The organism is Eubacterium sp. CAG:161 (assembly GCF_000432355.1).
Lineage (GTDB): Bacteria > Bacillota > Clostridia > Lachnospirales > Lachnospiraceae > Eubacterium_G > Eubacterium_G segne.
The window spans coordinates 37329-59263 of the sequence record NZ_HF991854.1 but is presented as its reverse complement, the minus strand read 5'-3'; the positions used below and the strand labels follow the sequence as shown (position 1 = coordinate 59263).

At 36.1% G+C, this 21935-nt stretch carries 12 protein-coding genes; all 12 read right to left on the bottom strand.

Going from position 1 to position 21935, the window contains the following annotated elements:
• The coding region (locus tag Q5O30_RS02940) for a glycosyl hydrolase family 18 protein (protein WP_302674545.1) at window positions 1-4643 on the bottom strand (4643 nt) is incomplete at its 3' end.
• 203 nt (window positions 4644-4846) lie between these two features.
• Complete coding sequence (locus Q5O30_RS02935) at window positions 4847-5695, bottom strand: undecaprenyl-diphosphate phosphatase (protein WP_021952268.1); 849 nt, start codon at window positions 5693-5695, stop codon at window positions 4847-4849.
• A 23-nt stretch (window positions 5696-5718) separates the two neighbouring features.
• Window positions 5719-9630 carry an efflux RND transporter permease subunit gene (locus Q5O30_RS02930; RefSeq protein WP_021952267.1) on the bottom strand — a complete coding sequence of 1304 codons (3912 nt, stop codon included), beginning with the start codon at window positions 9628-9630 and terminating at the stop codon, window positions 5719-5721.
• 44 nt (window positions 9631-9674) lie between these two features.
• The gene (gene asnS, locus Q5O30_RS02925) at window positions 9675-11066 is read right to left on the bottom strand and encodes an asparagine--tRNA ligase (RefSeq protein ID WP_021952266.1); all 1392 of its coding nucleotides are present in this window, start codon (window positions 11064-11066) and stop codon (window positions 9675-9677) included.
• 75 nt (window positions 11067-11141) lie between these two features.
• Window positions 11142-11987: a hypothetical protein gene (locus tag Q5O30_RS02920; RefSeq protein WP_021952265.1), complete on the bottom strand. Its 846-nt coding sequence runs from the start codon at window positions 11985-11987 to the stop codon at window positions 11142-11144.
• Window positions 11977-13413 carry a HAMP domain-containing sensor histidine kinase gene (locus tag Q5O30_RS02915; protein WP_021952264.1) on the bottom strand — a complete coding sequence of 479 codons (1437 nt, stop codon included), beginning with the start codon at window positions 13411-13413 and terminating at the stop codon, window positions 11977-11979. Before Q5O30_RS02915 ends, Q5O30_RS02920 begins: the two co-directional genes overlap by 11 nt.
• Before the next feature lie 2 nt (window positions 13414-13415).
• A complete protein-coding gene (locus Q5O30_RS02910; RefSeq protein WP_021952263.1) occupies window positions 13416-14069 on the bottom strand; it encodes a response regulator transcription factor in 654 nt (217 codons plus the stop codon).
• A 146-nt stretch (window positions 14070-14215) separates the two neighbouring features.
• Entirely contained in the window at window positions 14216-17467 is a 3252-nt protein-coding gene (locus Q5O30_RS02905) for a glycoside hydrolase family 66 protein (RefSeq protein ID WP_021952262.1), read from the bottom strand.
• A 290-nt stretch (window positions 17468-17757) separates the two neighbouring features.
• Window positions 17758-19419, bottom strand: a complete 1662-nt coding sequence (locus Q5O30_RS02900) for a sodium:alanine symporter family protein (RefSeq protein ID WP_021952261.1) — start codon at window positions 19417-19419, stop codon at window positions 17758-17760.
• A gap of 167 nt (window positions 19420-19586) precedes the next feature.
• A complete protein-coding gene (locus Q5O30_RS02895; protein WP_021952260.1) occupies window positions 19587-20015 on the bottom strand; it encodes a hypothetical protein in 429 nt (142 codons plus the stop codon).
• Window positions 20016-20030: 15 nt separating this feature from the next.
• Entirely contained in the window at window positions 20031-20963 is a 933-nt protein-coding gene (locus Q5O30_RS02890) for a thiamine pyrophosphate-dependent enzyme (RefSeq protein WP_021952259.1), read from the bottom strand.
• A partial coding sequence (gene porA, locus Q5O30_RS02885) for a pyruvate ferredoxin oxidoreductase (protein ID WP_302674544.1) occupies window positions 20963-21935 on the bottom strand: 973 nt, incomplete at its 5' end. The genes porA and Q5O30_RS02890, both read right to left, overlap by 1 nt.

The following is a 21935-nucleotide window of genomic DNA, read 5'->3' as shown; positions in this document are numbered from 1 at the left end:
GTCGGTGCCTGTGTAGGTGCTTCTGTTGGTGCCTCAGTAGGTTTCTCTGTCGGCTTCTGTGTTGTTTCCTCATCACCTCTTAAGTTAGATAAGAATGCCTGATTCTCTCTTACAAATGAATTGCCATTTTGTGATGAATCCCAGTTGATAGACCATGACATAATACCTCTGAGTCCCGGATGAGCTGCATCAATCTCTGAGAATGCTGCCTGAAGGTTTGCATTAGATATCTGACCGCTTCCTGCTGCACCGGCTGATGACGGAACACCAATTACTACCTGATCAGGTCTAAGTGGTGCAAAGTATGTTGCTTCACTCTTTGCGACACCGGCTCCTGCTCCTACATAAAAACCGTCAAGTAACATGTTACACATTGCTACAACCCCTTCTTTTGTTCCCATATTATAAGAAACTCCATCCGGTGCTGTTATGGCAATTGAATTGTATAACTGAACATGTACAAAGCTTGTTTCCTCACGTAATGCATTAATCATTGGTAAGTATGAACCTGCCCTTGAATCACAATACTGATTAATTCCTGCATAGTACATATATCCCATCTGCATATAGAATGTTTCAGGTGCCCATGAGAGAATGAAATCATCGCCATAGCTGTGTACAATAGTCTTAATTGCTGAAACCATGTTAGCTAATTTAGGTGAATTAATTTTTCTGATATCCTTATCATTGCCCTGGGCAAACTGTACAGATGACTGTTCTAAGTCAATGTCAATTCCATCAAATCCGTATTCATCTACAAATCCCTTAATATCACTTACAAACTGATTTACAGCTGCCTGTGAATCTAAAGAGAAGTATCCCTCGTATCCTCCAATGGAAAGAACTATTTTCTTTCCTTTAGCCTGTAATGTTTTAATATCCTGCTTAAAGTCTTCCTTTGTATAACTGCTTGAAAGACCTGAAATGTTAAATCGCATTTTTCCATCTGTACTTCCTGCACTAACAGGTTCTGCAAAGGAAATATTAATTACATCCCAGTTACTGTCAACATCTCTTAATTTAATAAACGGATTTCCTGCATTATCCCATGTATGGTAATATCCAATCATAAGTCTTGATGAAAGACCTGTTGTTGGTGTACCTGATGTAGGCTTTTCTGTTTGAGCCACTGTTGTGTCTGATTCAGATAATCCTGAAACCTTAATACTAAGTATGCTTCCTGCTGTTTCCGTACCGTTTAATGCTGCTGTAACCTTTATTGTATGACTTCCGTTTTTAGTAAATGTATAAGCTACCTGTGTAGCAGCTGTATATGATTGATAAAAACTTCCATCTATATAAACGTTGTATGTCTGACCTGACTTAATCTGATCCTGTGTCTGTCCCCATGCAAAGGCTACCTCTGCACCATTTTGTGAAATTAAAGATAGTCCAATAACTTCTGTAGGTTTCGCTGTAACCTCTCCCGGTGCTGTTGTTTCCACTGTAGGGGCTTTGGTTGTTTCTACAGTCGGTGCCTTTGTAGGTACCTCTGTAGTTGGCATTTCATCTACTGCTGCATCCATAGCTTTAGCCCATGCATAATTATTTGTTGCATCCCAATTGATTGACCATGTCATTACACCTCTGAATGTAGGGTATTTTCTTGGCGGTGTAAAGCCTCCTGATGAAGTACCGTTTACCATGGAATTAAGTGCTGTCTTTATAGTGTCATTTGACACATAACCACTACCTGCTGCCTTAGCCATTGATGGAACACCAAACGCTACCTGATCTGCCCTAAGTCCTGCTTCGATTACTAATGTTGACATCGAAGTAAGGAAATCAGCTGTTCCCGGATTTACAATTGATCCACCGTATCCGTTCATTCCACCTGTATTGTAGAACTGTGGATAGCAGATTGTTAAAATATCCTTAATCTTTAATGCCAATCTTAAATATGAAGTTGTAATATCATTAGCTGATAATCTGTCTGCCTGAATATAATATGTTTCAGGAGCCATTGTAATTATAAAATCATCTCCAAAATGATCATGTACTGTTCTCAGTGCTTCTGCAATATAATCAACACCTGTAACAGCACTTCCCTCAAGGTCAATATCAACACCTTCAAATCCATATTCAGTAATAATGTTGATTAATCCGTTAGCAAATCTCTGTGCTGCTGCCTCACTGTTGATTTCAATTCTGCCTTCAGCACCACCTACAGAAATAATAACATGCTGTCCCTTAGCCTTTGCGTCCTTAATATCCTGTATAAACTGTGCCTTTGTATATCCTCCAAGTTCCTTACACAAGTCACTGTCTAGTTCAAATGTAACCTCTCCCGGAGTTGATGTGTTTCCTGTAAAGGCAACACAAATCATATCATAATATGTAGGAACATCACTTATCTTAAGTGCCTTTGAGCCATTTAAGAAATTATGCCAGTATCCTGTAACCATATGCTGTGGTAACTTACCATTTACAGTATAATTATCCTCTGTTGTCTGTTCTTCTCCTGATCCCTTAGTTGTTTCAGGATTACCTGCTACTAAGTCAGTTCTTTCCTTCCAAAGTGTACCTGCTAATATTGGTGACCAGCCTGAATTTGAAGTATGACCATATGTACATTCATATACTTTTCCTTCATACTGAACAAGAACTCCAAGTTCATATTTAACACTGTCAGGTGACCATACAGGATAATCTCCTGTGGCTGCCTTTGTTGTAGAATCCTCTTTTGTTGTAACATTATCCTTTGATGTTACAACTTCACCTTCTTTAGTTGTAACGTGTGTATCATCTTTTTTAGTTGTTTCAGTCTGGGCCGGGGTTCCATCTGAGTATAACACGGTTTTGCCCATCTCTTCACCATTTTCTAATGCCTTTGATGTCATATAGATTTCTGAAATATCAGATGCCTTAGCTGTTCCTGATGTTTTCAAAGTAAATGTAAGAGAATCACCCGGTGCAAATTTCTTTGAACTCCATGCTGGTGGAGTAATAATTGTATATCCATTTCCGCTGGAAATTGTTCCACCTGACTGCCAATCTCCTGTAAGAATCTCCCCGCTCTTTGTCTTAAAGTAAAACGTAGGATATGCCACTGACTCACCAAATGTTTCTGCCTGTGGCAATGCTGCCTTATCACCTGAAGGGTTAGGCAATGTTGCCTCACTTGATTCAGTAAGAGTGTTATTGTTTTTTACAGTAAATGTATATGCACTGCCTGATGTTGCAATATCCACTGAAATGTTATCCTTCTGTGGAATTACAATTTTCTGGTTTGGAAGGCTTGCTGAACCATATAAAGAATCCTTCATAGTCTTAGTTACTGCATTTGTGCTGTCTAATGAAGCCATCCATGAAATAAGACCACCCAGACCTTTTTTCTTTACATAATCACCTTTTGCAGCAACGGATCTTTCATTGTCACATGTAAAGAAATATCCTGTTTCTGCACTATAGTAATAAGCTGCCTGAGCCTTTTCGTCATAATATTCTTTTAATTTGTACTGACTGATAAGAGTATCAATATCGCCATATGCATATGTACCACTTGTAGTTCCGTCAGCTGCCTTAACACTGTTAGGTGTAGCTGTTGCATAAAGTCCCGGGTTGTCAGGATCTAAGCCGTCATTTTTAACTTCTGCCCAACCTCTTGTATACGGTGCAACACCAATTACTACCTTAGACATATCAACTTTATCGCCATATGTATCTTCTAAATATTTAACACATGTATCTACTGAGAACTGCGCATCTTTTTGCTTGTCATGATCATATGAATCGTTAGTATATAAAGCTGTCTGGTGAGCTGTATATCCGTTCCACGCACCATTTAAGTCATATGTCATCATGTTGGCAAAATCTACTGTCTGTAAAACTTTGTCATATTCGATTTTTGCCATCATAGCCGGTGATGCTGACATGGCACATGATAATTCATAATACTTACCATCTTTTACACTATACTCATCTAAAGTATTTCTAAGTTCCTGCATAAGAAGTGTAAAGTTCTTTGTATCTGCCTCTGAGCCTTTACATCCTTTATCAACAGTTACTCCGTTTCCTGTAGGATCCGGGTCTCTGTCTGCTGTAGGATACTCCCAGTCAATATCTACGAAATCGTATCCATAATAATGAACAAATTTTGCTATATTTTCTGCAAATTTCTTTCTTGTTTCTGCAGTTGATGCAAGCTTAGGAAATGCTCCTGATCTTGTCCACCCACCTACGGAAATACCGATTTTCATATTAGGGTACTGCTGTCTTAAAAGAAGCATTGCTCCTAATACACCGGCATATAAAGATTCTGAGCCAACGCTGTATCCAACATTAGGATTATCAAAATCTGCCCAGTAATCACAAACATTTAAATTACCTTTTTCATCCACGTCCATAAATGCGAAGTTTAAATGTGTAATTAAACTTCCGTCAATTTTACTTGGATAGAAATTCTTCTGTCCTGCATAAACTGACCATTCACCGTAATACATTACGTTACGGTAAGTTGCCGATGAAGCCTTGTTTTCAGCTTTCAATTCAGCAAGAGTCTTTGTGGCAGCCTTTACATCTGTCACACTGCTTTCTGAAACTGCTACATAACCACACATAAGGTTAAACACCATTACTATGGTTAGGACAACGCTCCAGACACGTCTTGTGATTGATTTCTTTCTAAAATCACTCAATTTCATTGTTTCCTCCTTAATATTTAACAAAAATAATTACGAAATCTATTATATGTTAGCACTTTTAACTAAATCTTTAAAGCCATTTTACCAAATTTATCCTCAGAACTGATAAATTGCACAAATAAATACAAGAAAAAACAACTATAAACAAAAAAAGTTCCAACCTAACGTAAAATCAGATTGAAACCTTTTCATATTAATTAATTTTATCTAAAAAGAAAATATACTAAAACTACTGCTCCTAAAATAATTCTATACCATCCAAATATCTGGAAATCATGCTTCTTAATATATCCCATAAGGAACTTTATAACAAGTAATGAAACAAAAAACGCCACTGCCATTCCCACAAGCAAAATGCTTAACTCAGATACTGTAAATAACAAACCGAATTTTAAAAGTTTTATAAAACTAAGTCCAAACATAACCGGCACTGCAAGGAAAAATGTGAATTCTGCTGCTGCCACTCTTGATACCCCAATAAGCAATGAACCGATTATTGTTGAACCTGAACGGGACGTTCCCGGGATTATGGATAACACCTGAAATAAACCAATTATAAATGCAGTTTTGTATGTTATGTCTGAAAGAGTGTTGATTTTTGGTGTTCTTGTTTTATTCCAACGCTCGACTATTATAAAAGCAATACCATAGAATATAAGTGTAATGGCTATAACTGTAGGTGTATGTAAATGTGCCTCAATAAAATCATCAAAAGCTATTGTAACAACCGCTCCCGGTATACAGGCTACTACAACCTTAAACCATAAAGACCATATATCCTTTTTAAGGATTGAGCCTTTTTTGTTAATTCCATCTTCTGTATCCTTTCTTTTAAAAGGCCACATTTTATTCCAGAACATAACCACAACTGCCAGAATTGCTCCTAACTGAATTACCACGAAAAACATTTCCTTAAAGTCACTGCTTACATTCATTTTAATAAATTCATCTACCAGTAACATATGTCCGGTGCTGCTTATTGGCAGCCACTCAGTTATTCCCTCAACTATTCCTAAAAATATAACCTTTAATATTTCAATTATAAAATCCATCACTACATCCTTTCATATATAATTTACATTGCCGTTTCATCCGGAATATCATCCAAATTGTCATCTCCAACATCTATGACCTTTGGTTTCTTTCTATAGAAAATGTCATATAGAACCGGAACAATAAACAATGTCATTAATGTTGCATACAGTAAACCTGCACTAACCACTATAGCCATACTCTTTTGCATTGCATCACCGGCATTTTGTGAGAATACCATAACACTCATGGATAAAATAGTGGTAAGGGCTGTCATAAGTATTGGTCTCATTCTTGTTTTTCCCGTTCTGATTAATGCCTCCCGTTTTTCCATTCCTTTTATCCTCAGTTGATTTGCATAATCCACAAACACTATTCCGTTATTTACAACTGTTCCCATAAGTATCATAAATCCCATAAGCGCCATGGCTGATATAGACTGACCAAATATCATAAGTCCAATCATACCTCCGGTAAATGCCAATGGAACCGTAAATATAATGATAAACGGAGATAAAATGCTTTGGAACTGTGCTACCATAATAAGATATACAAACACGAAACCTAAAGCAAGGGCTAACAGCATCTGTTTTATCATTTCCATTACCTGAGCTGATTCACCCTGAATTTCTATGTTATATCCATCCGGTGTATCATACTTTGCCAAAGACTTTTCTAACTGTCTTGACAAAAGTGTAGCATTGTAATCTTCTTTAACTTCAGCTGTTACAGACATATATCTTGACTGATTTTCCCTTCTTATGCTGTCGACACTTTCTCCCTTAATCATTTTTGCAAACTTAGATAGCTTATAGGTTTTATTTACATCTTCTCCTGATGCATTTTTAGTTGTAGATGTAATTTCCGTATTCATGAGATTTTCAACATCCGGCTTATCAAGGTCATTTATTACATTAACATCCATATCCTTGTTATCCACAGTAATTGTTACGGCTGTTTTGTCTGTTTTTATCTTTGCCGCTAACTGCTGGTAAATCTGTGCCGTTGTAAGCCCATATCCTGCCGCTTTATCTTTATTTATTTCTAAATGTATCTGTTTATTTTTCTCACTGATACCATCTTTTACATTTTCTGTTCCCTTAATGTCTTCCATCATTTTTTTAACGTCTTTGCTGATAGACACAAGTTTATTCTGGTCATCACCATATATATTTACCTGAAGTCCGTTACCGGAAAGACTTGATGTGTCTCCTAGGGCTGAAGATGACACCTTAAGTTCTTTGCATTTTATATCTTTAGCGTTGTCCTCAATTTCTTTTATAATTTTCTTAAACTGACCTGTAGTTTTTATGTCTTCATCAGTTATTACACTAAATGTAAAGGAGGTATAATTTCCACCGGCTCCTCCTAAAACAGATGATGTGGCGCCGGCATTTCCATCCATGGCACCTACCTTGTCAATTCCCTTAACCTTAAGTATGGCATCCATTACCTTATCAGCTGTGGCATATGCCTCTTTCTTTTCTGTGTCATCATCTACTGTAAGACTTACTGAAATCTGGTTGCTTACCATGTCATCCATCATTACAAGCCCCATTCTAAATGCCTGCACAACGCATATTACCAGCAGTAAAACAGAGATTATAAGAGGGATTGCCTTATGCTTCAAACATTTCTCTAATACCTTTCCGTAGTAATTATTTACTTTGTCATATAACTTATGCTGTTTTGTTTTTGTGTTTTTTAAAACTGTTGCACTAATAGTAGGAACTACAGTCATTGCCACAATAAGGGATGCTATAAGGGCATATGAAATGGTAAATGCAAAAGGCATCAGTAAATCACTAATCATTCCCGTAACATATACCATAGGAAGGAATACACTTATGGTAGTTAAGGTTGAAGCCACAATAGGTGCTGCCACCTGTTTAGTACCCTGTACCGCAGCTCTTGGTGCGGATATGCCATGTCCTCTTAACCTGTAAATATTTTCCATTACAACAATGGAGTTGTCTACTAACATTCCTATTCCAAGACATAAGCCTCCAAGAGACATTACATTTAATGTGATGTTGGTAAAATACATTATAACTACGGCAAACAACACACTAAATGGTATACTAAAGGCTACTATTAATGTAGGCTTAATATCCTTTAAAAACAGTGCCAGCACAATAATTGCAAGAATTGCACCAATAAGCATACTGCTTAAAACGGAACTGATAATCATATCTATATAATTGTTCTGATCCATAATGGTTGTTACTGACAAACCATCATATTTCTTTTCCAGTTCCTTTGATGCTGATTTTATGTTATCAGACACATCACTGGTGTTGGCTGTACTTGATTTATATATGGCAAGTAATATTGCATCCCCACCATTAATTTTTGAATAGCTTTCTCCCGCATTATCAACCACTGTTACATCAGCCACATCTGATAATTTAATCTTTCCAATGCCGGATATTTTTGTGAGAACCATATCTTTAATTTCCTTTTTACCGGTATAATTATCTCCCACATCAATCAACCACTGGTTGTCATTTTTATCGTCTATGTATCCCGCAGGCATTGAAAAGTTTTGAGCATAAATAAGATTAGATAATGTATCAATACTTAACAATGCGTCCACATTTGCATTCTCCTTAGCAGCTTTTCTTGAATTTTCCAGTTTTCTCTTTGCATCTTTTAAATCTTTTTTAGCACTTTCTAACTGAGTCTGACCTGCTGCTATCTGTGCCTGACCTGCACCAAATCCTGCGGCGGCGTTATATCCCCCTTCAATTGTTTTTGACTGATTTTCGTCTATTCCCTTCATCTGTCCTGAAATAGTGTCATTCATCATTGATGCTGCCTTAATTTCTATTTCAAGATTTGCCAGTTCAGTTTTTATCTGGGGCATTCTCACTTCTACAATGTCATAAACTTTTTTCAGATTTTTGTAGGTTAATTCCTTTGCTTCTTTGCCGTAACCTATTTTTTCCAGCCACTTTACAAAAGCTTCAAATTCCTTTTTGTTATTCACCGCATCCTTAATATTTTTAGGAACAGTTACCCCTGCCTGTTTTGCCAGTTCACCATACTGAGAGCTAAAAGTTGTAAACGTCTTGTCAATTTTATTGTACATATCTTCAACCTTTGCATCCTCATATGCCTTCTGCTCCGCTTCAAGGGCACTTTTACCTGCCTTTAAGCTGTTAAGGGATGCCTCGTAAGCATTTTTTACAGCCTGTGCCTGGGATAATTTAACCTGGGCATCAGCTAACTGCTTATTAGTGCTTTTCTGAGTGTCATCTAAATTAGACTTTTGGGAATTTAATTCCCTTTCCCCATCTGATAATTTCTTTTGTGCATCATCTATCTGCTTTTGTGCATCTACCAATTTACTGTTTGTTTTAGCCAGGATTTTATCATTAATTTTGTCAATTTTTTTACTGTTTAGCTTTACTTCTATGGAATCTGTGGTAAATCCCATAGAGGTAATACTTGCCACACCATTTTGTCTTTCAAAGTAAGGTTGCAGAGTATTTTTAGTAAAATCCGTAAGTTCTTTTATGTCCTTACCCTTATAATCCACACCTACGTACATGGTTGCCACCATATCCATGCTTACTTCCATTATATTGGGAGTTCCACATTCATCAGGAAGGCTTACCGTATCTAAAACCTTTGATATTCTTACCAAAGCCGAATCCATATTGGTATCATCTGCAAACTGTAGCATTATCATACTGTAGTTATCAGCAGAAACACTTTTTACGTCTTCCACCCCATTTACTGTTCCAAGAGAACTTTCCAGTGGCTTTGTAACGTCATTTTCAACTTTTTTAGGAGTAGCTCCCGGCTGGGTTGTTATTACCATAATATATGGCAGTTCCATATCCGGCATTAAATCCATATTCATTCTGTTTAAGCTTACTCCCCCGATAAGGAGAATAATTATTACTGCCACTACTACGAAATATGGCTTTTTTACAAAAAATTTAGTCATTAAATTACCCTTTCGTTCTATTTATCTTATGCCAAAAATTTTCTCTATAGTTCACAATTATTAACCGTTCTTGGGAAGGGAATTACATCTCTTATATTGCCCATTCCCGTAAGATACATAATCATTCTCTCAAATCCCAATCCAAAGCCGGCATGTCTTGCAGTACCGTATTTTCTTAAGTCAAGATAAAATTCATAGTCCTTTTCATTAAGTCCTAACTCCTTCATTCTTTTCCTTAATACGTCTTCTTTTTCCTCACGCTGGCTTCCACCGATTATTTCTCCGATTCCCGGCACCAGACAGTCCATAGCTGCCACGGTTTTTCCGTCATCATTTAACTTCATGTAAAATGCCTTTATTTCCTTTGGATAATCCGTTACAAACACCGGTCTTTTAAATATCTTTTCCGTAAGATAACGCTCATGCTCCGTTTGAAGGTCACATCCCCATTCTACCTTATACTCAAATTCATCATTATGCTGTTTTAAAATATCTATGGCCTCCGTATATGTTACTCTGCCAAAATCTGAATTTACCACATGATTTAATCTGTCTAAAAGTCCCTTATCAACAAAGCTGTTAAAGAAATCCATTTCCTCCGGTGCATTTTCTAACACATATTTTATTATGAATTTTATCATAGCCTCTGCTAATTCCATATCATCTTCTAAATCTGCAAAAGCTATTTCCGGCTCAATCATCCAAAACTCTGCTGCATGTCTTGTAGTGTTAGAATTTTCTGCCCTAAATGTTGGTCCAAAGGTATAAATCTTTTTAAATGCCATAGCATATGTTTCCCCATTAAGCTGTCCTGATACTGTAAGATTAGTTGGCTTTGAAAAAAAGTCTTTTGAGTAATCCGTATTCCCCTCTTCATCCTTTGGAACATTATTTAAATTCAGAGTAGTAACCTGAAACATTTCCCCTGCCCCTTCGCAGTCGCTTCCTGTAATAAGGGGAGTATGAACATATACAAATCCCTGTTCCTGAAAGAATTTGTGAATGGCATAGGCACAAAGGGAACGCACTCTGAAAACTGCCTGAAATGTATTTGTTCTTGGTCTTAAATGTGATATTGTTCTAAGATATTCAAAACTATGTCTTTTCTTTTGCAGAGGATAATCACCGGTACTTTCCCCCTCGATTATTACCTCCTCTGCCTGAATTTCAAAAGGCTGTTTTGCATTAGGTGTGGCAACTAATTTTCCCTTTATAATAAGTGCCGCTCCAATATTTGTTTTTGATATTTCTGAGAAATTATTAAGTTTATCACTGTAAACCACCTGTATGGGTTTAAAGAATGTACCATCATTTACTGTTATAAATCCGAAGGTTTTAGAATCCCTTATACTTCTTACCCATCCGCATGTTTCAACTTCTTTGTCAATATATTTTTCTGTATTATCATACAATTCCTTTATTTCAACAGGTTTCATAAATGCCTCCAACATACTTTTATGTTTGAATTTCAAACACTCATTATGATAGTATATCGTCTTTTTTACCCATTATCAACTAATGGTTCCTGATTTCACATCAGTTTTTATATCGTTTTTCTGAAAATTGTTATTATAATATGTAAACTCCTCAAACTCACTTATTCCTATATTTACTGATGTTCCGTCAATTCCCGAATGAATCTGCCACAACACATCATTTATCAGATTCACCCCTATTCCCTCATCTGTTTCCACATTTTGCATTTTTGACTTTTTTTCTATGCCATAATAATCTGCAAGAGAATCTATTATTTTAGACTGTATAATAGCTAATGACAAATTGTCTTTTCCTTCATAAACCTGTACTGCCATTTTTTCAAATATCTCAATATCTTTACAGGTTACAAGATATATTTTCATGGTATCACTATCCACATATATTTGTAATGGGTTTTTAAGTCCAGTTTCTTTATTGTATACAACAACATCACAAACATAATAAGATATTCCCATATCGTATATTGTGTATAATTGAATATCATTAAAGTACAGCTGTCCATCAAAAAGCAAATCATTATATTTTTCCCCAAACAATTTCTTTTCAATCTGAAGCCATTTCTTATATTCATTGTTAATACTTTTTTCAACACTTTTAAGTTTCTTATTTTCCGAATTAAATATTACATTTATAACCTGGGCATTTGACTTACCACTTAAAACATCCCCTAATATTTCAAGCTTTTCCTCAGTAGACTTAGTTTCTCCTGTAGTCACCTCATAAGCCGTTTCATCATTGTAGCTTATTTTTCCTACATTACTTTTATTTGTCACTTCATTTAAAATTATCGGCAAAATCATGGCTAATGCAATTATAACCACGATTCCCATAATCGCTAATATCGTTTTTTTAATTTTCATAGCCTTCTCCTGCTAACTGTTTATTATCCATAGGTAGTATCACATATACATTTGTGCCTACCCCCGGTTTACTGCCTATTTTCCATTTCCCATGGTGTATGGAAACAATCTTCTTGCACAAAGCCATTCCAATGCCTGCGCCTCCCTCTTTTCTTGCTCTTGATTTATCCACCATATAAAATGCCTCTGTTATTTTTCTAAGTTCCTCCGGTTCCATTCCACATCCGTTATCCTGAACGGTTACCATATATTCATTGCCTGATGCCTGTCCCGTAATAAGAATTGCCCCACCTATATCCACAGCCTTTCTGGCATTATCCACTATGTTATTTATCAGTGATATAAGCAATTCTTCATTTCCATATACCTTGCCCTCTTCAGCTTTAATCTTAAACTTTATTCTTTTTTGTATAAGATTAGGTTTTGCCATTTCTCCTACCTGTTTAAGAAGACGCTTCATATTCACCTTTTCAAAGCTGATATTCTGCTTGTCAAGAGATATTAAATCCATCAGTGAAAAGGACAGTTTTTCTAATCTTTTTCCCTGAGAGAAAATATAATTGGAATATTCCTTAATTTCTTTTTCACTTAAATCCATTGAACGAATCATATCTGAATATCCTACAATGGCTGTAAGAGGTGTTTTTAATTCATGAGCAAAACTTGCAGTAAAATCTTCCTGTTTTCTGGCACTGTCCTCTAATTCTTCTATATTCTCTTTTAAAATATCTGCCATACTGTTAAAGCTGTTAATTAAAACTCCAACCTCTCCCGTCTGTTTTCCCTTTGCCCTTGCGCCGTAATCTCCTGATGCCATTTTCTCAGTAATTTTTGATAATTCAACTATAGGTTTTGTTATCCTTTTAGAAATTAAATAAGACAATATTCCTGACACAACAAATGCCATAATTACCATAAGCCTGTATCTGTTATATAATGTATTTCTATCTTCATATATGTACTGTATATTTTTTATGCTGCTTACATAATAAGTTTTTCCGTATACAACTATTTTGTTCATATTTTCAATATAATGTTCATTATCATCTGCAAGCTTTATAACATAAGCACTGTTTTTTTTATTCATTTCCTTAACGGAAATAAAACTTTCTATGGTGCTTCCCCTGTACTTTTCCACTCCCTTGGAATTACATAATTTGATATTGTATCTGTTTTGTCCCAAACTGTTTCGTACAGATTCCGTGGTTTTTATAACATTTTCCTCTAACCTGTTATCATCCTCCACAGATACACTTAAAGACGTTTTAAGCATGTTCATAAACATTTTATTTTCGCTTACTTCTCTTTGAATTTCCCTGTTTAATGAATTATTAAAAGACGCATAAAGTAATGCACCTCCAAAAACAAGGTACATTACCGTTACAATGCTTAAAATAGATAAAAATATTTTCCAAAAAATTTTCATGTCTAGCCCTTTAATCTATATCCTACTTTATATACTGATTCTATTTTTTTCTCCCACCCTAACTTTTTCCTCACTCTTTGAATATGAAGGTCAACAGTTCTGCTATCTCCCATATAATCACTTCCCCATACATTTTCATATATAACTTCCCTGTACAAAGCCACGTTTTTATTTCTCACTAATAATACTAATAAATTAAATTCCTTAAGTGTAAGCATAACCTGCTTTCCGTTTTTTTTCACTTCCATAGAAGCTAAGTCAATGGTTACATCCTCTTCCACTATAAGATTTTCCGCCTTCCTATAACGTCTCAATACACTTTCCACTCTTGCAAGCATTTCAACTATTTCAAAGGGTTTGGTTATGTAATCATCTGCCCCTAACTTTAGTCCCTTTACCTTATTATCCGTGCTTCCCATTGCCGTAATGAAAATCACAGGGTAATCCATGGTTTTGGCATATTCTAACAGGTCATATCCATCTATTTCAGGAAGCATTATGTCAAACAGACACAAATCAAATTTTACCGTGTCCATCATTTTCGCAGCATCCCTTCCATTGTATGCACAGGTGCAGGAATAACCAGCCTTTACTAAATTTACCTTTATAAGATTTGCAATTATTTCATCATCTTCTGCTATTAATATTTCAATCATTTTTATCCCTCAAAAAATACAAATTATCTGTTACCTTTATATTTTGTAACTTTTTTGTATCACAAATGTATCATACCATATTGCCAAATATTTACCAATAGAAAAAGAGGCTACCACAATGTGATAACCTCTCTTTAATATAAAATCTATTCCGGTTTTACTAATGAATTACCAATGTTAAAATCTATCTTTGTATACGCCGGATTTACTGCACTTATTATTGTGTCATATAAATAATCATGAGCAGCCTTATTTTTCATTTTATTATTTCTGTAAAGATTTTCAGCTAAATCATATACTGAGAAATTTAATGCATCACTGTAAATAACTGTTCCATCATTTAACTTTGCATATGCTCTCTCGCATATCTTGGCATTGAAAAACTCTGCGTTCTTTACAAACTCCATAGTCATGACATATTTTGTAGATGAATCAGCAGAAGATAATATTCCATTTTCTGTTGCCTTGCTTTCCTTTACATATGCATTGGTACTTCCAACTTCTAAATCATCTTCACTTACATAATCTGCCAATCCGTATATCATTCCCACTTCTGCCACTTCACTGTCAGGATCATCTAATGTATATACTGTTCTGTATCCTTCCACAGTTGTGCTTATCTGTAAACCGTCAATTTTAACATCTGCGCTATAATTTCTCTCATAGTCAGCTTTTTCATATGTACCAGGCTCTGACAGATAAATATAATCTAACCATATCCAGCAACTGTCTAATGCATCCTGAACCTTTATTACATCTCCCGGCTTAACAGGAATACTTCCAATACCCTGTACACTTGGAACAAATCCCCAATAGTCATTGGTCTTTGTATAGTTCATCTTATAGCATCTGTTATTTACCCAAATATTAACCTGACCTGATGTTCCACTGGAATAGCTTAATACAAGATCGTATGTACCTTTTTCCACGCCTTCCGGAACAACCATGCTTACACTTCCCTGATTAAGTCCAATGTTATTTACATATTTTCCTTCAGAAGCATTTTCCTCAGATACCACCTGTGGCTTATCATTTCCGCCCACATCCTTAAGTGTTCCGTCTTCTGCTTCCATTCTGTAAATAATGCCTTCCGGATACTCATATGTCTTTGTATATTCAGCTTCATCAGTTTTAACTAATTTAACAATAATCTTGTCAACCCATCCGTAACCGCTTCCATCATCAGGATTATCTGAAATCGTTATTTTCTCTCCTCCTGATAAGGAAATAGTAGAGGATAATTTGTCAGTAGTCATCTGATTCATACCAAATCCGTTGCCGTTTCTTACTATGTAAGCTGCATCATTGTCTCCCACTGCCACACCAATTTTGGTACGGTTACCACAGGAAACAACACTTACTTCGTATTTGCCCTTTACAATGTTTTCAGGCATTGTAAATGAGAATGATTCTCCCGGCTGTAAATCTGCCTGACCTTCTGCTAATTTTTCTTTATAATAATCTTCACCTTCAAATGTGTATGATTTTTCAAGGTTTGTTCTCTCATTTAACTGTGTTGGTTCATCTGATGACATATATAACATATCCCAGTATTCAAGAGAGGGAACTGCAAACTCAATATACTTTCCATCACTATCCTCACCCTTTGTAAATGCCACACTTTCAGTCATTCCACCATTTTTATCCGGAGATGCAAGATAAAGTGAATTTACTTCATCTGAATAGTAATATTTAACCTTTAAATTTTCTACCTTTGTAGGTGTTGCTTTAGTTCTGTCTTCATCTCTCCATTTATTATCTGTTCCCAGAAGATTTATTAAATGGAGCATCTGATATCCGTTTCCTTTTTTTGTATAAGTCCAGATCTTGTCTGATTCACCCTCTGTACTTGTAGCATAATCTGATATGGAAACCTTATTATCTGTTGCTGTCTGTCCGTCACGTAAAATATTTTCATAAGCAACAGCAAAATCATAAATATTTCTCATTCTGCTGCTTAAGTCGTTTGTCATTGTTACTCCATCATGTGGATAATATTCCTCATGAAGAATGTTATTTCCATTTCCTAATTCAACTCTGTTACCACCTGCTGCAAAAACAGCTGCATTTACCAGCATAACAGCCGGTGTGTTCATATGACCGTCTGTAGCATTTCTGTTGATGTATGACTTAACTGCCAAAGACTTTCCGTTGCTGTCTTTCATGGAGTTTTCCACTTCAGTTACAAGAGAGTTATATGTATCATATGTATTTCCGTTTCTGTCTGTATCCCATGGCCAGAATTCTGTGTAAAGAGCATCTACCGCACTTGTATTTGCCTGAATAATTCCCTTTGCGCCTACCGGGTTAAATGAAATACACTTATCTCCTAATGCCGCTTTTGCTGCATCTAAAAATTCTTTATATGTATCTGCTATTACATATATCGGCTGTCCGTCATCTGTATAGCCAAGAGGCTGTCCGTCGGCAGTTACCATGTCCCCCCAGTCTCCTACAGTATCTCCATGCCATCCGTCAAAGTCAAAATATTCAAAAACTTTCTTATATTCATTAAATATGTAATTTTGCCAATCCTTATTAAGAGGATTCATAAAATAGAGAGTTCCGTTACCTGTAGGTGAATCTCCCATCTTGTAACAGAAAGCTCCTGTTCCTCTATTATTGTCATCTTTAAAAAATACCTGCCAGTTTTTGTGTTCATTGTTATCACCGGCAACAAAATCATCTGTTCCTGCATATATCATATCATATGCCATACATGCCATATTCTTTGATTTAGAACTCTTAATATAATTTTTAATGGTATTAACATATATGTTACGTCCTGCCCAGTCCTGATATACTCCTGAATCAAGCTGTTCCTTAGGTGCTAACGGCTGGTGATGTAAATGATGCCAGTCATAGTATTCTATTACGTTGATATGATATTTACTTAACTGTTCAACTTTTCCATATGTTTTTGCATTTTCACTGAAATCACAAAGGTATCCGTATCTTGGGAACTTTCTCCAGTCTGAAGAAACGTCTACGCCTACACTTTCTTCATCTATAACAGTTCCGTTTTCGTCCTTTGCTACAATTTCCAGCATATATCCCTGAAAATCATTATCCGGTGCTGTCCATTTAAGAATTCTTGTGCTTTTTGCCTTCGCCTCAATATTGCAATCAGTCACAATTTTATCTCCAACTTTTTTATTTAAATGCATAGCCTGCAATTCCAGACTTTTGATTTTGCTTTCAGATTTGTTATTTACATTAACTGTAATCTTAACGGTATCTCCGGGATCATACATAGCCTTATCTGTGTATGTATCATAAAATACAGATATTGCCTCCCCTGATGTGGCTGCGTCTACCCTTGTAGTGTTTTCATAAATCCCCACTTGCAATGTCATGGCTATTGCCATTACAAAAGCAATTATTCTTCTCAATTTCATTTTATTTACCTGTTGATATTATAAATATCCCTTTCAAATTATTTATCTTTATATTTACCTTCTACCCTCCTTCCAGTTAAACGTTAAACTACTTATACAATAAATATTAACATTGTAATTTTACAATGTCAATTTGTTTGATATAGGAAAATATCACAATATTTTACGGCTTTTTTATGCACTTTATATACTGAAACGTTATTATTAAAAAGGGTATTAAAACAGTAACTTTAACTTTGTAATTTCACTATTTTAATACCCTTTTTTGTCTATAAAAAGTATATGTCGCACTATTTATTTTTTCTTTTTGCCTTGTCAACCTCAGGCTGGAATCTTTCCACCTCTTTAGCTATTACCCCACTTAATGCAAGGAGGCATATAAGGTTTGGAATTGCCATTAATGCATTAGCTATATCTGAGAAATTCCATACCACATCCAAAGCCGTGGTTGCGCCCACAAATACCACCAGTGAGAACACTATTCTGTACACCATGTTAAATTTGTGAGTATTGAAAATATATTCAAAAGCCTTTTCACCATGATATTCCCAACCAAGTATGGTGGAAAATGCAAATAAAACTATTCCTATGGTTACTAAATATCCTCCTAATTTTCCAAGAACAGATGAAAATGCTGCAATGGTAAGAGCTGCTCCCTTTACCACTTCCTTATATTCATATTTACCACCCTCAAATATGTACTCATTGCCTGCTGCGTCGTTCCATGTTCCATCTATAACCGAAGGCTGCTTATCCTTCTCTGAATATGTAAGCTCTATGGTATTTTCTTTGTTATTATCATCAACATATTTTAATATTAAATTTGAATTTTTAAGTTCATATGCATAATTAACATTTGCATCCTTTTTGTCGTTATCATGAGCTACCACTGCAATGTTATTTGACTCCACATCATATGTTCCCTTAATAGTGGTATCTGTCATACCAAGCACTCCTGATGAAGCTATGCAAAGTCCTGTTATGGTACATACTACAATGGTATCCCAAAATGTACCTGTCATGTTAATATATCCCTGACGTACAGGATCATCTGTGGTGGCTGCTGCTGCTGTTATGGCTGCTGAACCCATTCCTGCCTCATTTGAGAAAACTCCACGGGCAACACCGTAACGCATGGCATTCATCATTGCCGCTGTTATAGCTCCGCAAAGTCCACCTCCCACTGCATTAAAGCTAAATGCCATTTTAAATATCATGGCAACCCCTGCCGGAACATTTTGTATATTTAATATAATAACAATCAATCCTGCTATTACATAGAAAATAGCCATAAAAGGCACAACAACTGATGACACCTTTGAAATTGTCTTGATTCCTCCTACAATAATTACAAGAGCAAGAATTGTAAGAATAACACCTACTATGGTAGTTGATACTCCAAAGGTGTCATGTACTGACTCCGCAATGGAGTTAGCCTGTGTCATGTTACCGATACCAAAGGATGCTATTACTGCAAACACTGCAAAAAGCATTCCCAGAAATGCTCCTAGTTTTTTGTTTTTAAAGCCCTTTTTCATTGTGTACATAGGACCACCGGACATTTCGCCTTTTTCGTTGACTTCACGGTATTTTATGGCAAGCATACATTCACTAAATTTTGATGTTAATCCAAAGCAGGCTGATATCCACATCCATACCAATGCTCCGGGACCACCTGCCACCATAGCCGTAGCCACTCCTACTATGTTTCCTGTTCCAATGGTTGCCGCCAAGGCTGTAGTAAGTGCTGAAAATGGTGATACATCACCTTCTCCCCTACTTGTAGTTCTTGCTTCCTTACTTAATGTGCTTTTCAATGCATACCCTAAATTTCTCCAAGGTCTGAACTTTAATCTTACTGTAAGAAATACTCCTGTTCCAACCAGCAATATTAACATCACCGGTCCCCACACAAAATCGTCAATAGCTGAAATTATTTCTGCAAAACTCATATATTTTTTCTCCCTTTTTTGAAATAAAAAAATAAAAGGAGGTAGTCAAAATAGAACTACCTCCTTTGGTAACATATTATGTATCATAGTTTAATGTGAAAATATTGTCAAGGTATTCCATGAAATATCTTAATATATAAGCCTTTTAGAATATTTTTTCCAATAAACTATCTGACATTTAAATTCTTTAAGTATTCTTCAATAACTGCTTTTCCCTTTTTGGATTTAAAATTAACTACCACAATCACTATAGCAAGTAAAACAGTTACCACCAGACACAAAATTATGTTATCCGTCTGCTTTTGCATTGCCGAAGCAACAAATCTCGCAACAATAAGAATAGCTGCAAAAAATACCAGTCCATACAAATAAAATCCATAGGTGAATTTTCCTGATATAATGCATTTGTCACTTTTATCCGCCAGTTTTCCTTTAAAGGTCACGGGAATCGCATCTTCCCCATTATTAAACTTTCCCTGCTCTAAGGTGATGCTTATCTTATCATTTTCTAAACCAACTTTAAGATTTTTCTTTTCAGCCTTACTTTTCATCACGTTAATCAGTGATTTTTTGTCTCTGTTATATTCAAATTCCATATTGCTATCCTTTAATTATCTGCTGCATTTAAACAGTAAATCTTCCCATCTTCTGTCAACCTCCTTCTGATACTTTTCTATCAGATGTTCATTTTCAGGTTTAAAAAGATGCTTAAATCTTCCCTGAGTTTTCAAAAACTCTTCAATTGGAAGTCTGTTCTTTGGCTCATAGTTAAGTATCCATTTACCCTCAACTACTTCAAACAAAGGCCAGTAATTAGTTTCAACAGCTTTTTTGCAAATATCCATTATTTCATCTGTCTTGTACTTCCATCCTGTAGGACATGGTGAACATACATTTAAAAATGCAGGGCCTTCAGTATAAATGGCTCTTTCTGCCTTTGTATGTAAATCCTTAAATCCGTTAAAGAATGTGGTCTGTGCCACATATGGAATGTCATGGGCTGCTAAAATTGCTGCCAAATCCTTTCTATACTGCTCTTTTCCGTTGCATTTACTTCCTACAGGAGTTGTAGTTGTATCTGCATACATAGGCGTGGCAGATGAACGCTGGGTTCCTGTATTCATATAAGCACCGTTGTCATAACATACATATGTATAGTTAGTTCCACGTTCCATTGCTCCTGATAATGACTGAATACCTATATCGTATGTTCCACCATCACCGCCAAAGCAGATAAACTTGTAATCTTCCTTGAGTTTTCCTTTTCTTTTTAATGCCTTGTATGCCCCTTCAACACCACTCATGGTAGAGCTTGCATTTTCAAAAGCACTATGTATATAGCTGTCTTCCCATGCCACGTATGGGTACTGGAAAGATGAAACATTTAAGCACCCTGTTGCACATCCTATAACAGCTTTATCTCCTTCGTGAAGTCCACGAAGAACATTTCTTGCACAAATTGTGGCTCCACAACCTGCACACATTCTATGACCGGGAGCAAAACGTTCCGGTTTATTCATTGTTTCCTTAAAATTGTAACCCATTATTTTGCCTCCTTATCACGTAATCCCATATATCTGTATGTAGGACCTGTCTCACCTGTTTTTGCTATATCCTTTAATGTTTCATAAACATTTATCATATCTTCCACTCTTACATCACGCCCACCAATACCATACATAATATCAATGGCAAGAGCATCACATTTTCCCGTGTACATAGCCTGCATTGTTTCAGCACCTAAAGGACCACCGTTTGTAGAAAATGCCTCGCTTCTGTCCATAACAGCTACTGCCTTGCATTTCTTTAATGATGCTGCAATTTCTTCTCCCGGAAACGGTCTGAAAGAACGAACCTTTATAAGTCCTACCTTATCACCATTAGCTCTCATTCTGTCTATTGCATCTTTAGTAGTTCCAGCTGCTGAACCGATGATAACCACTGCATATTCAGCATCTTGCATCTTGTATTCTTCAATCAATCCGTACTTACGTCCTGATATTTTTTCAAATTTTTTTGCAACATCTAAAATAACCTTCTTAGCATTTTCCATTGCGTGAGCCTGTGCTTTTCTTGATTCCATATAGTAATCGGATACAGCATAAGGTCCCACAGCAAAAGTTTCATCCGGATTTAAAAGATAGTCTACCGGCTGTCTTTCTCCCACAAATTCTTTTACCGTAAGGTCATCTAAAAGCTGCATGTTCATAACTGCGTGACTGGTTATAAAACCATCCTGACATATCATAATAGGAAGCATAACATCCGGGTGTTCTGCTATATTATATGCCATAACCATGTTATCATAAGCCTCCTGATTATCCTCGGCATATAACTGTATCCATCCTGAATCTCTTGCACCCATGGTGTCTGAATGGTCACAGTTAATATTAAGAGGTCCTGTAAGAGCTCTTGCCACTGCCGCTAATGCTATAGGCATTCTGCTGGAAGCCGCAACACCTAATACCTCCCACATAAATGCAAGTCCTGCTGAAGATGTAGCAGTAACGGCTCTT

What these genes read in the sequence shown, in the direction of transcription:
- Q5O30_RS02930 (WP_021952267.1), bottom strand. Translation starts at nt 9,630, where the DNA reads ATGACTAAATTTTTTGTAAAAAAGCCATATTTCGTAGTAGTGGCAGTA.
- Q5O30_RS02920 (WP_021952265.1), bottom strand. Translation starts at nt 11,987, where the DNA reads ATGAAAATTAAAAAAACGATATTAGCGATTATGGGAATCGTGGTTATA.
- Q5O30_RS02895 (WP_021952260.1), bottom strand. Translation starts at nt 20,015, where the DNA reads ATGGAATTTGAATATAACAGAGACAAAAAATCACTGATTAACGTGATG.
- Q5O30_RS02935 (WP_021952268.1), bottom strand. Translation starts at nt 5,695, where the DNA reads ATGGATTTTATAATTGAAATATTAAAGGTTATATTTTTAGGAATAGTT.
- asnS (WP_021952266.1), bottom strand. Translation starts at nt 11,066, where the DNA reads ATGAAACCTGTTGAAATAAAGGAATTGTATGATAATACAGAAAAATAT.
- Q5O30_RS02915 (WP_021952264.1), bottom strand. Translation starts at nt 13,413, where the DNA reads ATGAAAATTTTTTGGAAAATATTTTTATCTATTTTAAGCATTGTAACG.
- Q5O30_RS02890 (WP_021952259.1), bottom strand. Translation starts at nt 20,963, where the DNA reads ATGGGTTACAATTTTAAGGAAACAATGAATAAACCGGAACGTTTTGCT.
- Q5O30_RS02905 (WP_021952262.1), bottom strand. Translation starts at nt 17,467, where the DNA reads ATGAAATTGAGAAGAATAATTGCTTTTGTAATGGCAATAGCCATGACA.
- Q5O30_RS02900 (WP_021952261.1), bottom strand. Translation starts at nt 19,419, where the DNA reads ATGAGTTTTGCAGAAATAATTTCAGCTATTGACGATTTTGTGTGGGGA.
- Q5O30_RS02910 (WP_021952263.1), bottom strand. Translation starts at nt 14,069, where the DNA reads ATGATTGAAATATTAATAGCAGAAGATGATGAAATAATTGCAAATCTT.